Consider the following 13,227-nt stretch of genomic DNA (forward strand, 5'->3'; position numbering starts at 1 on the left):
TTCATTTATTACTATATAATACCAACATGATTATAGAACAAGAAGAGAAATTTAAAGACGTACTTTCTAAAATAGAAGGGAAAATTAATGAACAAAGTTTTTTTAACAAGTTCTTGGAATTGTATCCTGAAGCTTGGAAAAAACATAAAATTATGTATTCAAAATTTAATAAAAGTAAACAATTTGGGCAAAAAATTCCGTTACCAAAACCTGAGGTTTCTTTACGAAAAGAAATTAGGGTATGGTTACAAAAACAATAAAAACACAACAAACCATCTTATTATCTAAAAATATAAAAAACAAACATAGTTTTAACGATCTAAAGTGTTGGTGATGTTCCCTTTCCGCGTAAGCGAAAAAATAAACCACAAGCTTCTTAACTACAAACTTACTTCCGTATATTTGCACTTTCTTAAAAATAACAATCATGCAAGACGGATTATACGCAAAATTTAATACAACAAAAGGAGAAGTTCTAGTTGCTTTAGAGTACAAAAAAGCACCAGGAACAGTTGGTCACTTTGTAGCTTTAGCTGAAGGAAACCTTGAAAACAATGTGAAACCACAGGGAGAACCTTATTACGATGGATTAAAATTCCATAGAGTAATTGAGGATTTTATGATACAAGGTGGTTGCCCACAAGGTACAGGAACTGGAAGCCCAGGTTATAAATTTGACGATGAATTTCATCCAGATTTAAAACACGACGGACCAGGAGTATTATCTATGGCTAATTCAGGACCTGGAACAAATGGAAGTCAGTTTTTTATAACTCACGTAGAAACAGCTTGGTTAGATGGTAAGCATACCGTTTTTGGAAAAGTTGTAGAAGGACAAGATATAGTTGATGCTATTGCTCAAGGCGATTTAATAGATACTTTAGAAATAGTAAGAGTTGGTGCAGATGCAGAGGCTTTTAAAGCGGTGGAATCTTTTAGAGAATTTGAAGGTTCTCGTGAAAAAAGATTAGCAGAAGTTGCAGAAGCAGCAGAAGCTGAATTAGACAAATTAGCAGCTGGATTCAAAAAAACTGAAAGTGGTTTACGTTACCAAATTCTTCAAGAAGGAAATGGTACTCAAGCTGAAAAAGGTAAAACGGTTTCTGTACATTATAAAGGACAGTTATCTGACGGTACTGTTTTCGATTCATCATACAAACGTAATTCACCAATTGATTTTGCTATTGGAGTAGGACAAGTTATTCCAGGATGGGATGAAGGTATTGGCTTATTAAAAGTAGGAGATAAGGCACGTTTAGTAATCCCAAGTCATTTAGGATACGGAAGTGCAGGAGCAGGCGGTGTAATTCCACCAGATGCAACTTTAGTTTTCGATGTAGAACTTATGGATGTAAAATAAGAAGCGAATAACTTTTTTTGTAAAAAAAGTTAGAGACTCATTTATGTAGAGTGTAGTCTCGGCATCTAAAAAGCATCTGTTTCTTTGTTAAATAGGGGCTTAAGTCTAGGGAGATAATAAAATATTTTCTAATTTTTTTAGTTAACTTATTTACAAGGGTTTATATAGATTAAATAAAAATAAGCACCTCTTTAGGGGTGCTTTTTTAGTGTTTCATTTTTTCGGTTACCAAATGGCAGACAATTATTTTGGTTCATCGAATATATTCTTTATAGTTAACTGTTAAATTTAAATTTGCATCATGATTAGTATAATGGATACGGATTTTTATCCGGAAGTTTTAAAAGAATTTAATTACTCTTTTGGAGATGTTTTTGTTTTTGACAAATTTGTTGTTTCTGAAATTAGACAAGGTGTGGACTTTAGTTGGGATAACCATGCAAAAGCCGTGATCGATGATGTTTTTTGGTTTTTAGGAACACCAGATGGAGCAACTATTAACTTGATTTCAAATAGAATTAATTCCTATTCGGTTATGGCTTCCGATTGGGTAAAGTTTTTTAAAAATAGTTATTTTTTGAATTCTTATATCGTGGTGTCTGATAAGGCTCGTCTTTCTAACGCTACTATCGAAAAGCTGTTTTTTAAAGGTACTATAAAGCATTTTAGCCAGTTAGAAATGGCTATTAATTTTGTTAAAAATGATATGGTAGAAATTGACTAGTATTGTTTTATATTTGTTTTCATGACAGATAAAGAACTTGAAAAGCTAAAATATCCTATAGGTCAATTTAATTGTCCAAAGAAAATTACTTCACAACATATTGAAAGTTGGATTTCAATACTAGAACATTTTCCAGATCGCTTAGAGCGTTTGGTGAAAGGTTTAACAAACTCACAATTAGATACTCAATATAGACCAGAGGGGTGGACGATTAGACAAGTGGTTCATCATTTATCCGATAGTCATCATCATAGTTATACCCGTTTTAAATGGACTTTAACAGAAGATAAGCCTGTAATTAAAGCTTATTTTGAAGAGCGTTGGGCAGAATTAATCGATTCTAAATCTGCTCCCATAGAGATGTCGTTAATTCATTTACGTGCTATTCATGTCAAATTAGTGTATTTACTAAAAACTTTATCGGAAGAAGATTTGCAAGCCTGTTTTATTCATCCAGAAACCAATAACGAAGTGCCTCTAAATTTCAATATTGGCAATTATGCTTGGCATAGCAATCATCATTATGCGCATATTGAAAACTTAATGAAACTAAAAGGATGGATTTAAAATGATAAGAAAAGCAACCCTTGACGATGTCAACTCGCTACTTGAAATTTACAATTATTATGTAATAAACACCACGGTTACTTTTGATGAAGTGCCTGTGTCTTTAAGTGCTTTTACCGAAAAGTTAGAACTTATTTTAAAAGATTATCCGTGTATTGTTTTTGAAGAAAATAATGAGATTTCAGGGTTTGCTTATGGTAGTAAATTTAGGCCAAAACCGGCATATAATTTCACTGTAGAATCTACGGTTTATGTAAAAAATGGAGCACATGGGAAGCAAATAGGTTCTCGTTTATATAAAGAGTTAATAGCGTTGCTAAAGCAACGTGATTTTAAATCGGTTTTGGGCGTTTTAACCATTCCTAATCCTGCCAGTGTTAAACTACATGAAAAGTTTGGTTTTACTCAAGTCGCACATTTAAAAGAAGTAGGGTTTAAGTTTGATACTTGGCTGGATGTTGGTATTTTTCAATTGAAAATTAATTAAGCCTTTTTCCATTTAATACCGCAACCAATACTAGGTTTTTGTATCGTATCATTTTCAGCATGATCAATTAGGCAGTTTAACGCATGGCGCAAATCTTTACCAGTAACAGGAATGCTATTTCCAGGTCGAGAATCGTCAAGTTGTCCTCTGTAAGTTAATTCTAAATTAGAATCAAACACATAAAAATCGGGAGTGCAAGCGGCATCATAAGCCTTTGCTATAGATTGACTTTCATCATATAAATATGGAAACGGGTAACCTTCATTTTTGGCATGAATCTTCATCTTTTCAGGGCTGTCTTGTGGGTAATTAACAACATCGTTACTCGAAATAGCAATACATTTAATTCCTTTCTTTAAATAATGATTTGCTAAGCCAACCAATTCTTCGTTTACATGAATTACAAACGGACAATGATTACAGATAAACATAATAACAGTACCTGTGTCTCCTTTTAAATTATTGAGATTTAAAGTGGTTCCAGAAACGGTGTCTAATAGGGCGAAATTAGGTGCTTTTGTACCTAAAGGAAGCATGTTGGAAGGTGTTCGAGCCATGATTAAAAGTTTTATGCTAAGTTCGGGATTATTTGTATTTTTAAAAAATGAACGAAGCAATAACTTTCGAAGATTTTTCTAAAGTCGATTTACGAGTGGGTACTATCATTGAAGTGAGTGATTTTCCTGAAGCGAGAAATCCTGCTTATCAACTTATTATAGATTTTGGCGATTTGGGGATTAAAAAAACATCGGCACAAATTACAATACTTTATAAAAAAGAAGATTTATTGCAAAAACAAATTGTAGCTGTTGTTAATTTTCCGAAGAAACAAATCGCGAAGTTTATGAGTGAATGTTTAGTTATAGGTGCTGTAGAAGGCAAAGATGTTATGTTATTAAACCCAGAAAACAAAGTGAAAAATGGAACATCCGTTTCATAGTATATTTAAGAGTTCTCTACTTTCACTATAATTTGTTTCATTTTCCCTTTTAGTATTAGTGCAAACGGTTTCAGAATTTTGTTTAATTAAACAAATCCAAGGTTGTTTTAAATCGTGTTGAGCTAATTTTTATTTACCGGCTATAAAGGCATAAAAAAATCCGTTACATTTTTATTGTAACGGATTTTGAGTATGTTTTTTTGAAATCAATTAAATATCGTCAAAGCTAATATCAGTAAAGCTTTCTGGTGTTTTTAATTCGGCTTCGGTAACTCGAGAACCATCATCTGTATCTGCACTGTCATATTCCTTTTTAAAATCCTTTTGATGACGTTCGCTAATTACTTCATCACCTTTTTCATTTATGATATAGTCAGTCATTTCACCTAAAATATCTTTGAATTCGGCAAAATCTTCTTTATAAATATAAATTTTATGTTTTTTGTAATGAAATGAACCATCATCATTTGTGAATTTTTTACTTTCAGTAATTGTTAAATAATAATCTTCAGCTTTTGTTGCTCTTACATCAAAAAAGTAAGTGCGTCTTCCTGCTCTCAATACCTTTGAAAAAATCTCCTCTTTCTCCATCATACCATTATTGTTCATAATTATATAGAAATTTGTTTTTAATTCTAGTGTTTCAAAAATCTAAAAAAAACTAAAGCAAACCAACATTTTAAGGAGTTTCTTTTAAAAAAGTGAAATTTAGTTATTTAAAGTAAAGAAAATAAAATGCTAAGTGTTTTATTTTGAAGATGTTTCGCTCAGTTGTTTTAAATATAAATGTTTGTAATACCCATCGATTTCAATAAGTGTATTGTGTGTGCCTTGCTGTACAATTTTCCCATCTTCCAAAACAATTATTTTATCCGCATTTTTAGCCGAGGAAACGCGGTGACTCACAATAATAGTTGTTTTACCTTCCGTAATTTTCTTTAGATTTTTAAGTATTTTTTCTTCTGTTTCTGTATCAACAGCCGATAAGCAATCGTCGAAAAGTAATATTTTTGGTAATTTTATAATAGCTCTTGCTATGGAAACTCGTTGTTTTTGTCCTCCCGAGAGCGTGATACCACGTTCACCTAAAACGGTATCGTATCCATGAGTGAATTTCATGATGTTTTTATGAACTTGCGCATTTTTTGCCGCCTCAATCACTTCTTCTTCCGTAGCGTCTTCCTTCCCGAACTTAATATTGTTTCTTAAGTTATCAGAAAATAGAAAAGCTTCCTGTGGAACATAACCAATACTGTCACGCAAATTGGATAAATTAACTTGATCTATTTCTTGTTTATTGATCATAATGGATCCTTTATCGATATCGTAAAGACGACCAATTAAATCTAAAATAGTAGATTTTCCCGATCCGGTTTTTCCGATAATAGCAAGGGTTTCTCCTTCGGTTACCTTAAAACTAACATCATTTAAAGCTTGAATGTTGGTATCATCATAAGTAAAAGAAACGTTTTTAAATTCGATATCTCCAGTAATTTTGGTTTCAGCTTCAGTTTTATTTTTAATTTCAGGCTCAATTTTTAAAAACTCATTAATTCGTTTTTGCGAAGCTTCGGCTTGTTGTACAATCGATGTTACCCAGCCTACAGTAGCTACGGGCCAAGTAAGCAGGTTGACATAAATAATAAATTCGGCAATGGTACCAATACTTTCAATTTCACCGTTAATGTATTGCATGCCACCAATGTAAATTACAATTAGGTTACTTACTCCAATTAGTAAAACCATCATTGGGAAAAACCAAGCTTGCACTCGAGCTAAATCTATTTGTTTCTCTTTACTTTCTGCGGCAAGTGTAGAGAAGTTTGCCGAAGTTTGCGGTTCAATACCATAGGCTTTTATTACTGAAATTCCACTAAAAGATTCTTGTGTAAAAGTAGAAAGTTTCGATAAATACTCTTGTACAATAGTACTTCTTCTATGTATTTCTTTACTTAATTTGTAAATTATTATAGATAGTATTGGTAGCGGTAATATGGTATATAGCGCCAATGATGTAGATTCTTCGAACATATATATTAACGCAATTACAAAAAGCGTTACTGTATTAATACTATACATTATGGCTGGGCCAGCATACATACGAACGCGACCAACATCTTCACTAATACGGTTCATTAAATCCCCCGTTCTATTTTTTTTATAAAAATTTAAAGAGAGCTTTTGGTATTGCTCATAAATTTCATTTTTTAAATCAAATTCAATATATCTCGATACGTTTATAATATATTGACGCATAAAAAAAGTAAGGATACCACCAATGATAGCGGCACCTATAATATAAAGAATAGCTTCTAGAAGTTCTGCTTTAAAAACATCGATAGGCATGTCTTCATTGAAATATTTTTCTATTACAATAAATATTTTTTTTACATATCGAGGCGTAAACAACAAAAACATTCGGGCAATTATGGTTATAAATATCCCGATTAGAAGGTTGGTTTTGTATTTTAGAAAGTACTTATTTAAGTGTTGTAATTCTTTCATTTATTTTAAAGGAAATAAGTCACAAATATAGGGTATTCAATATAAATAATATATTGATATAGTTATAAGCAATTGTTAAATATAGCTTAAAGTATTTAGTAATAATAAAGTGTTTAAATGCCGTTTTTATTTAAATATAGTGTTATTTTTGCCGCACAAAAGCAATAAAATTTTCAACCTATAATAAGTTCTTTGTAATGATGTTAAATAGAAGACATATTCGTGTAAAAGTAATGCAAACCATGTATGCCTTTAAAGGTAGTGAAAGTGATGATTTTAGTAAAGATCAAAAATTTCTACTTTTTAGTATAGATAATATGTATAACTTATACTTATTACTTATTTCGTTGATGATGGAGGTTCAGAAAAGAGCCGAAAGCAATTTGCTAAAAAAACAGAACAAGCACCTTGCTACTAAAGAGGATATAGATCCAAACCGTAAGTTTGTAAACAATGAGGTTTTTAAAGTTTTATTTAATAATTTGGACTTAAAAGACAAATTAGAACTTTATAACGTTAAGGATTGGGAATTGGATAGTGAGTATGTAGATGTTATTTTTAAAGCTATCACATCTAGTGATTTGTATAAAAATTATATGCAAACTGATACGTCTAGCTTCAAAGAAGATAAGGAGTTTTTAGTAGATGTTTTTAAAGAAATTATAGCTCCAAACGACAAGCTTTACGAGTATTTAGAAGATAAAAATTTAACATGGTTGGATGATTTACCTACTGTAAATACTACCATTTTAAAAATACTTAGAAAGGTAAAACAAACATCTTCGGAAAACCATTTTACACCTAGATTATATAAAGACGCAGAGGATAAGCAGTTTGCTATAGATTTGTTTAGAAAGACGTTGTTAAATAGGACAGCCATAAACAAAGAGATTGAACTGAAAACTCAAAACTGGGATACGGATCGTATTGCCAATGTGGATTTTGTGTTGTTACAAATGGCTATCTGTGAGGTGAAAAATTTCCCTTCTATTCCAGCAAAAGTGACTATTAATGAGTATTTAGAAATTGCTAAAGAATATTCTACACCAAAAAGTAGCGTTTTTATTAACGGTATATTAGATAAGTTGGTGAAAGAATATACCGAAGCAGGTACTTTAAACAAAATAGGAAGAGGTTTAATGTAACGTTATTTTATGTTAAGAGTATAACAAAAATTTCAATTCGATTAAATAATTGTTATTTTTGTAACTTCAATTAAAAATATATTTAAAATGAAAAAGGTAATATTAGGATTAAGTGCATTATGCTTATTAGCATTAACATCTTGTAAAGAAGAAAATGCAGCTAAAAAAATTGAAGAAGCAAATGTTACTGCTGCGGCGGTAAGAGATGCTAGTGCTTCTAACTTTCCAGTGATAGAGTTTGCTGAAACAACTCATGATTTTGGAGAAATAGAAGCTAAAAAATCTGTTGAAACTGTTTTTAAATATACTAATACAGGTAAAGCACCTTTAGTGATTACTAATATTGGAACATCTTGTGGGTGTACAGTACCTCAAAACTGGTCTAGAGAACCGTTAGCTGTTGGAGAAACAGGTGAGTTTACAGTAAAATATAACGGTAGCGGAAAAGGGAAAATTTCTAAAAGTTTAACACTTACTGCAAATACCGAAAAAGGAAAAGAAGTTGTTAAAATTACGGCATTTGTAAAAACAGACGCTTAATAACTAAACCAGAAATTAAATAATAAAAATTATAATGGGAGAAGGTGGAATTGGTAGTTTATTACCATTTGTATTAATGTTTGTAGTTGTGTACTTCTTTATGATAGCACCACAAATGAAACGTGCAAAAAAAGAAAAGAAATTTGCAGCCGAATTAAAACGTGGTGATAAAATAATAACCAAAAGTGGTTTACATGGCAAAATTTTAGAGATTAATGATAAAGATGCTAGTTGTGTTATCGAGACGATGTCTGGAAAATTAAAATATGAGCGTTCTGCAATTTCTTCGGAAATGAGTACCAAACTTAATGCGCCTGCTGTAGTTAAAAAATAAGTAGTAGATTTTATAGTGTGCTATGTTAAAAAAGAACCCTTTTGGGTTCTTTTTTTTTTATTACTATGATTTGAGAAAATATGTTTTTTAGCACATAATGCGATTCTTTTTAAATTAGCGCGAGGTACGTTTATATTAGAGTTAATCACTAGATAGAAGCTATCTCATTATTTTATTAGGAAATACTACTGGGCTTTCAAAACCATCTTTCCCAACAGAAGCAATTCCGAAGAAATAGTTGTCAATAACAATTCCATCTAACATGAATTCTGAGACATCACCAACATAGCGACTGTTGTCCCAAGTAGGAGAAGTGGTATCTCTCCAATATATTTTATAACCGATGGCTCCTTCAACTTTATCCCATTTAAATTTAACCGATGGTTCTACAATACCACCAATTGCAACCGTTTTTGGAGCAGGAGGTGCCCAAGCTAAACTGGCCATGTTTATGGCATTTACAGTGGTTAGTTTTTTTGCATAATCAAAATTGACGTGTTCAATAATATCTCCATATTTAATACCGTTTTCTTCACGAATATCTTGGTGTTGTTGTGTGTAGTTTTCGTGCGCTTCCATTATTCGTATTCCAGCAAAACCTAAATCGTTAAATGGTCTGTGGTGTCCGCCACGACCAAAGCGATCTAATCTATAAACCATCATCGGATTCATTTCTGGCATGTATGTTTTTACTGTTTTATGCACGTAACGGGCTAATTGACGAGAAATTCCATCGACTTCTCCTCCATAAAAACGTCTTGATTTACGTTCTTTTTCTGTTTCATTAGTAGGAACAGGCTCAGAGAAAATTCTAAAAGTTCTATTATCGATAACACCATCAACACCTTTTATGTTTCCAATCATGTCGTTATTAAATATTCCAATGATATCCCATTCTTTTTCTTTAACATATTTTGCTAAGCCACCACCGCCAAATAGGCCTTGTTCTTCACCAGATAAACCAACATAAACAATGCTATTTTCAAATTGATACTTAGATAATACTCTTGCAGTTTCAATAGTTCCGGCCATGCCAGAAGCATTATCGTTTGCTCCAGGAGCATCTTTTGTGAATTCCATAGTATCACTACCACGAGAGTCGATATCTCCGCTCATAATGATATAGCGGTTTGGGTATTTAGTCCCTTTCTGAATAGCGACGACGTTAACAACCCAAGCATCGTGTGGAACACGGCGATTACCTTCTTTGGTCACAAAATCTTTTTGATAAAATACGTTTAAACAGGTTTTACAATCTTTTGAGATCGTTTCGAATTCCGATTTTATCCAGCGTCTAGCTGCTCCAATTCCTCTTATATTTGAAATGGTATCACTAAACGTATTCCTAGTGCCGAAATCGACTAATTTTTGGATATCATTTTCTATACGTTCTGCGGAAACAGCATCTATAATATCATATATTTTTTGGTTTGTTTGAGCAGATGTACCTAGAATATATAGCAGAAGTACAGGAAGTAGTAATATTTTCATTTAATTTTATTTTCATCTAATTTAATAAAAATAAAAAGACGCTTCAAAAATTAATTCGAAGCGTCGTTTATATTTGAGTTAGTCACACAAATTCTTTTAATCCCTTAAAAGCAATATTTATTTTCGGCCTTCACTTTTTCGGCTATTTCGTTACGTAAATCTACAATGTCTGGATAGTTTTGATATTTTGTAAAACGTTTAAGTCCCATAAGCATCATACGTTGTTCATCACCTTCAGCAAAAGAAATGATACTTTCCTTTCCTTTTTCTTCGATAATATCTACAGCGTGATATAAGTATAATTTAGACATTGCAATTTGAACAGATTGAGAATCGGCTCCAAAGCGTTTGGCATTTTTTTCAGTTCTTAAAATGGCAGATTCAGCCATATAAATTTCAATTAAAATATCGGCAGCAGCTATAAGTAATTGTTGGTGCTTGTCTAGATCTGGACCAAATTTTTGAACAGCTCCTCCGGCAACCATTAAAAAAGTCTTTTTCAACTTATTAATCATTACTTTTTCTTCTGAAAATAATTCTGAAAAATCAGGAGTCTCGAAAGATGGAATACCCATTAATTCTTCTTGAACTTTAGAAGCAGGGCCTAATAAATCCACATGACCTTTCATGGCTTTCTTAACTAACATACCAACAGAAAGCATACGATTAATTTCGTTTGTACCTTCATAAATACGTGCTATTCTAGCATCTCTCCAAGCAGATTCCATTGGAGTTTCTTCCGAAAACCCCATACCACCAAATATTTGAATACCTTCATCTGCAGCGTGTTGTACATCTTCAGAGACAGCTACTTTTAAAATAGAACATTCAATAGCATATTCTTCAACACCTTTTAACTCCGCTTCTTGATGTGTGTTTCCAGCAGCTTCTCTCATAGAAATTCTATCTTCTATGTTTTTTGCAGCTCTATAAGTTGCAGATTCACCTACATATGCATTTGTGGACATCTCGGCTAATTTCACTTTAATAGCTCCGAAATCTGAAATTGGTGTTTTAAATTGTTTACGTTCATTAGCGTAATTTACGGCAGTAGTTAAAATTCTTCTTTGAGAATCTAAACATGCAGCAGCTAATTTAATACGACCAACGTTTAACGCATTCATTGCAATTTTAAATCCTTCTCCACGACCTGCTAACATACTGTTAACTGGTACTACAGTGTCATTAAAGAATACTTGGCGCGTTGATGATGCACGAATACCTAATTTGTGTTCTTCTTCACCTAAAGTTATACCGTTTGGATTTTCTTTATCAAATTCAACAATGAAACCTGTGATGTTTTTGTCGTCTTCAATACGAGCAAAAACAATCATCACACTACAGAAACCTGCATTTGAGATCCACATTTTTTGTCCGTTAATTTTATATGTTTTTCGGTCTTCCGATAGGGTAGCAGTCGTTTTTCCAGAATTGGCATCAGATCCAGCTCCAGGCTCTGTTAAACAGTATGCTCCAAACCACTCACCAGAAGCTAATTTAGGTACGTATTTTTGTTTTTGTTCCTCTGTACCATAAAGCGTAATTGGCATAGTACCAATTCCTGTATGAGCACCAAAAGCAGTACTGAAAGAACCTGTTCCAGAAGAAATGTAATCACAAGTTAATACCGTAGAAACAAATCCCATTCCCATTCCACCAAAAGCTTCAGGAACAGCAACACTTAAAAAGCCCATATCTCCAGCTTTACGCATAACTTCTTCAGTTAGCGCATAGTCTTTAGCTTCAAAACGTGCTTTATGAGGAATGATTTCACGATCATTAAATTCCATTACAGATTCTTTCATCATTGTTTGCTCTTCTGAAAAATCTTCAGGAGTAAACACATCTTCACAATTTGTTTCTTTTACTAAGAATTGACCACCTCTTAAGATGTCTTTTTCAGTTGCTTCCATTTTATAGTTTAGTATTAAGTTTTTTATTAGTTTAAAAATTCGAATATTCCACAAGCACCTTGACCTGTACCAACACACATGGTAACTGCACCATATTTACCTTTCATGTCGCGCTTACGCATTTCGTCAAAAAGTTGTACAGATAATTTTGCTCCGGTACATCCTAATGGGTGACCCAATGCAATAGCACCACCGTTTACGTTAATGATATCTGGGTTAAGACCTAACTCTCTAATTACCGCTAAAGATTGTGAAGCAAAAGCTTCGTTTAATTCAATTAAAGATAAATCGTCTTGTTTTAATCCGGCTTGTTTTAATGTTTTTGGAATTGCTTTTACTGGCCCAATTCCCATGATACGAGGTTCCACACCTGCAGCAGCATAGTTTACCATTCTTGCAATGGGCTCTAATCCTAATTCCTTAACCATGTCTTCACTCATAACCATTACAAATGCAGCACCATCACTCATTTGCGACGAGTTACCAGCTGTAACACTTCCTCCAGCAGCAAATACGGCTCTTAGTTTTGCTAAAGCTTCTTTACTAGTTCCTGCGCGAGGACCTTCATCTTTAGTTACTGTATAAGATTTTGTAGCTTTCTTTCCGTTAGCATCAATGTAAGTTTGTTCTACTTCAATGGGTACTATTTGATCTTGAAAACGATTTTCAGCTTGCGCTCGTAATGCTTTCATGTGAGAATTGAATGCAAATTCATCTTGATCTTCACGAGATACTTTGAATTGGTTTGCTACAGCTTCTGCAGTATTTCCCATTCCCCAATAATAATCTTCGTGACCAGCTTTTACAATGGCATCGTAATTTAACTCTGGTTTAAAACCTGTCATTGGTACACTACTCATGCTTTCTGCTCCGCCTGCAATGATACAATCTGCCATTCCTGCTTGAATTTTTGCAGTTGCCATTCCAATAGTTTCAACTCCAGAAGAGCAAAAACGATTTACAGTTACACCTGGAACATCTACAACTTCTAATCCCATTAAAGAGATTAAACGAGCCATATTAAGTCCTTGTGCACCTTCTGGCATGGCGTTACCAACAATAACATCATCGATACGTTTTGGGTCTAGATTAGGCAATTCTTTCATCATATACTTGATGGTTTCTGCTGCCAATTCATCTGTTCTTTTAAAACGAAATACGCCTTTTGGTGCTTTACCAACTGCGGTTCTATATGCTTTTACTATATATGCTGTTTTCATT

15 protein-coding genes are annotated in these 13,227 nt (G+C 32.9%); 9 read left to right on the top strand and 6 right to left on the bottom strand.

Annotated elements, in window-relative coordinates:
* Positions 1-26 precede the first annotated feature (26 nt).
* From GQR97_RS10930 to GQR97_RS10950, 5 genes are all read left to right on the top strand, one after another.
* Positions 27-260 carry a hypothetical protein gene (locus GQR97_RS10930; RefSeq protein ID WP_042495871.1) on the top strand — a complete coding sequence of 78 codons (234 nt, stop codon included), beginning with the start codon at positions 27-29 and terminating at the stop codon, positions 258-260.
* 167 nt (positions 261-427) lie between these two features.
* Positions 428-1,360 carry a peptidylprolyl isomerase gene (locus tag GQR97_RS10935; protein WP_158848305.1) on the top strand — a complete coding sequence of 311 codons (933 nt, stop codon included), beginning with the start codon at positions 428-430 and terminating at the stop codon, positions 1,358-1,360.
* Between the two features lie 301 nt (positions 1,361-1,661).
* Positions 1,662-2,084, top strand: coding sequence for a hypothetical protein (locus tag GQR97_RS10940; protein ID WP_158848307.1), 423 nt, complete (start codon positions 1,662-1,664; stop codon positions 2,082-2,084).
* A 21-nt stretch (positions 2,085-2,105) separates the two neighbouring features.
* Positions 2,106-2,651: a YfiT family bacillithiol transferase gene (locus tag GQR97_RS10945; RefSeq protein ID WP_158848309.1), complete on the top strand. Its 546-nt coding sequence runs from the start codon at positions 2,106-2,108 to the stop codon at positions 2,649-2,651.
* Between the two features lies 1 nt (position 2,652).
* Positions 2,653-3,138, top strand: a complete 486-nt coding sequence (locus GQR97_RS10950) for a GNAT family N-acetyltransferase (RefSeq protein WP_158848311.1) — start codon at positions 2,653-2,655, stop codon at positions 3,136-3,138.
* On the opposite strand, the gene GQR97_RS10955 is transcribed toward GQR97_RS10950, so the two are convergent.
* Positions 3,135-3,695 (bottom strand): thioredoxin family protein, encoded by a 561-nt coding sequence (locus GQR97_RS10955; protein WP_158848313.1) that lies wholly within the window; start codon positions 3,693-3,695, stop codon positions 3,135-3,137. The genes GQR97_RS10950 and GQR97_RS10955 overlap by 4 nt on opposite strands.
* Positions 3,696-3,742: 47 nt before the next feature.
* On the opposite strand from GQR97_RS10955, the gene GQR97_RS10960 reads away from it, so the two are divergent.
* On the top strand, positions 3,743-4,078 hold the full coding sequence (locus tag GQR97_RS10960) for a tRNA-binding protein (protein WP_158848315.1): 336 nt from the start codon (positions 3,743-3,745) through the stop codon (positions 4,076-4,078).
* 210 nt (positions 4,079-4,288) lie between these two features.
* Here GQR97_RS10960 and GQR97_RS10965 read toward each other — a convergent pair whose 3' ends face one another.
* Both GQR97_RS10965 and GQR97_RS10970 read right to left on the bottom strand, forming a co-directional pair.
* Positions 4,289-4,687 carry a PUR family DNA/RNA-binding protein gene (locus GQR97_RS10965; protein WP_158848317.1) on the bottom strand — a complete coding sequence of 133 codons (399 nt, stop codon included), beginning with the start codon at positions 4,685-4,687 and terminating at the stop codon, positions 4,289-4,291.
* A gap of 138 nt (positions 4,688-4,825) precedes the next feature.
* Entirely contained in the window at positions 4,826-6,583 is a 1,758-nt protein-coding gene (locus tag GQR97_RS10970) for an ABC transporter ATP-binding protein (protein ID WP_158848319.1), read from the bottom strand.
* Positions 6,584-6,780: 197 nt separating this feature from the next.
* Here GQR97_RS10970 and nusB point away from each other — a divergent pair, with 197 nt between their 5' ends.
* The 3 genes from nusB (at position 6,781) to yajC (ending at position 8,602) form a co-directional block, all read left to right on the top strand.
* A complete protein-coding gene (nusB, locus tag GQR97_RS10975) occupies positions 6,781-7,728 on the top strand; it encodes a transcription antitermination factor NusB (RefSeq protein ID WP_158848321.1) in 948 nt (315 codons plus the stop codon).
* 87 nt (positions 7,729-7,815) lie between these two features.
* The gene (locus tag GQR97_RS10980; RefSeq protein WP_158848323.1) at positions 7,816-8,268 is read left to right on the top strand and encodes a DUF1573 domain-containing protein; all 453 of its coding nucleotides are present in this window, start codon (positions 7,816-7,818) and stop codon (positions 8,266-8,268) included.
* A 34-nt stretch (positions 8,269-8,302) separates the two neighbouring features.
* Entirely contained in the window at positions 8,303-8,602 is a 300-nt protein-coding gene (yajC, locus tag GQR97_RS10985) for a preprotein translocase subunit YajC (protein ID WP_158848325.1), read from the top strand.
* Between the two features lie 159 nt (positions 8,603-8,761).
* Here the strand turns inward: yajC and GQR97_RS10990 are convergent, their stop codons facing one another.
* From GQR97_RS10990 to GQR97_RS11000, 3 genes are all read right to left on the bottom strand, one after another.
* The gene (locus GQR97_RS10990) at positions 8,762-10,093 is read right to left on the bottom strand and encodes a M28 family peptidase (RefSeq protein WP_158848327.1); all 1,332 of its coding nucleotides are present in this window, start codon (positions 10,091-10,093) and stop codon (positions 8,762-8,764) included.
* Positions 10,094-10,197: 104 nt separating this feature from the next.
* Positions 10,198-12,006, bottom strand: coding sequence for an acyl-CoA dehydrogenase family protein (locus GQR97_RS10995; protein WP_158848329.1), 1,809 nt, complete (start codon positions 12,004-12,006; stop codon positions 10,198-10,200).
* A 26-nt stretch (positions 12,007-12,032) separates the two neighbouring features.
* Positions 12,033-13,226 carry an acetyl-CoA C-acyltransferase gene (locus tag GQR97_RS11000; RefSeq protein ID WP_158848331.1) on the bottom strand — a complete coding sequence of 398 codons (1,194 nt, stop codon included), beginning with the start codon at positions 13,224-13,226 and terminating at the stop codon, positions 12,033-12,035.
* Position 13,227 lies beyond the last annotated feature (1 nt).

The organism is Algibacter sp. L1A34, from assembly GCF_009796805.1.
Taxonomy (GTDB): Bacteria; Bacteroidota; Bacteroidia; order Flavobacteriales; family Flavobacteriaceae; genus Algibacter.

What these genes read in the sequence shown, in the direction of transcription:
- GQR97_RS10930 (WP_042495871.1), top strand. Translation starts at nt 27, where the DNA reads ATGATTATAGAACAAGAAGAGAAATTTAAAGACGTACTTTCTAAAATA.
- GQR97_RS10935 (WP_158848305.1), top strand. Translation starts at nt 428, where the DNA reads ATGCAAGACGGATTATACGCAAAATTTAATACAACAAAAGGAGAAGTT.
- GQR97_RS10940 (WP_158848307.1), top strand. Translation starts at nt 1,662, where the DNA reads ATGATTAGTATAATGGATACGGATTTTTATCCGGAAGTTTTAAAAGAA.
- GQR97_RS10945 (WP_158848309.1), top strand. Translation starts at nt 2,106, where the DNA reads ATGACAGATAAAGAACTTGAAAAGCTAAAATATCCTATAGGTCAATTT.
- GQR97_RS10950 (WP_158848311.1), top strand. Translation starts at nt 2,653, where the DNA reads ATGATAAGAAAAGCAACCCTTGACGATGTCAACTCGCTACTTGAAATT.
- GQR97_RS10955 (WP_158848313.1), bottom strand. Translation starts at nt 3,695, where the DNA reads ATGGCTCGAACACCTTCCAACATGCTTCCTTTAGGTACAAAAGCACCT.
- GQR97_RS10960 (WP_158848315.1), top strand. Translation starts at nt 3,743, where the DNA reads ATGAACGAAGCAATAACTTTCGAAGATTTTTCTAAAGTCGATTTACGA.
- GQR97_RS10965 (WP_158848317.1), bottom strand. Translation starts at nt 4,687, where the DNA reads ATGAACAATAATGGTATGATGGAGAAAGAGGAGATTTTTTCAAAGGTA.
- GQR97_RS10970 (WP_158848319.1), bottom strand. Translation starts at nt 6,583, where the DNA reads ATGAAAGAATTACAACACTTAAATAAGTACTTTCTAAAATACAAAACC.
- nusB (WP_158848321.1), top strand. Translation starts at nt 6,781, where the DNA reads ATGATGTTAAATAGAAGACATATTCGTGTAAAAGTAATGCAAACCATG.
- GQR97_RS10980 (WP_158848323.1), top strand. Translation starts at nt 7,816, where the DNA reads ATGAAAAAGGTAATATTAGGATTAAGTGCATTATGCTTATTAGCATTA.
- yajC (WP_158848325.1), top strand. Translation starts at nt 8,303, where the DNA reads ATGGGAGAAGGTGGAATTGGTAGTTTATTACCATTTGTATTAATGTTT.
- GQR97_RS10990 (WP_158848327.1), bottom strand. Translation starts at nt 10,093, where the DNA reads ATGAAAATATTACTACTTCCTGTACTTCTGCTATATATTCTAGGTACA.
- GQR97_RS10995 (WP_158848329.1), bottom strand. Translation starts at nt 12,006, where the DNA reads ATGGAAGCAACTGAAAAAGACATCTTAAGAGGTGGTCAATTCTTAGTA.
- GQR97_RS11000 (WP_158848331.1), bottom strand. Translation starts at nt 13,226, where the DNA reads ATGAAAACAGCATATATAGTAAAAGCATATAGAACCGCAGTTGGTAAA.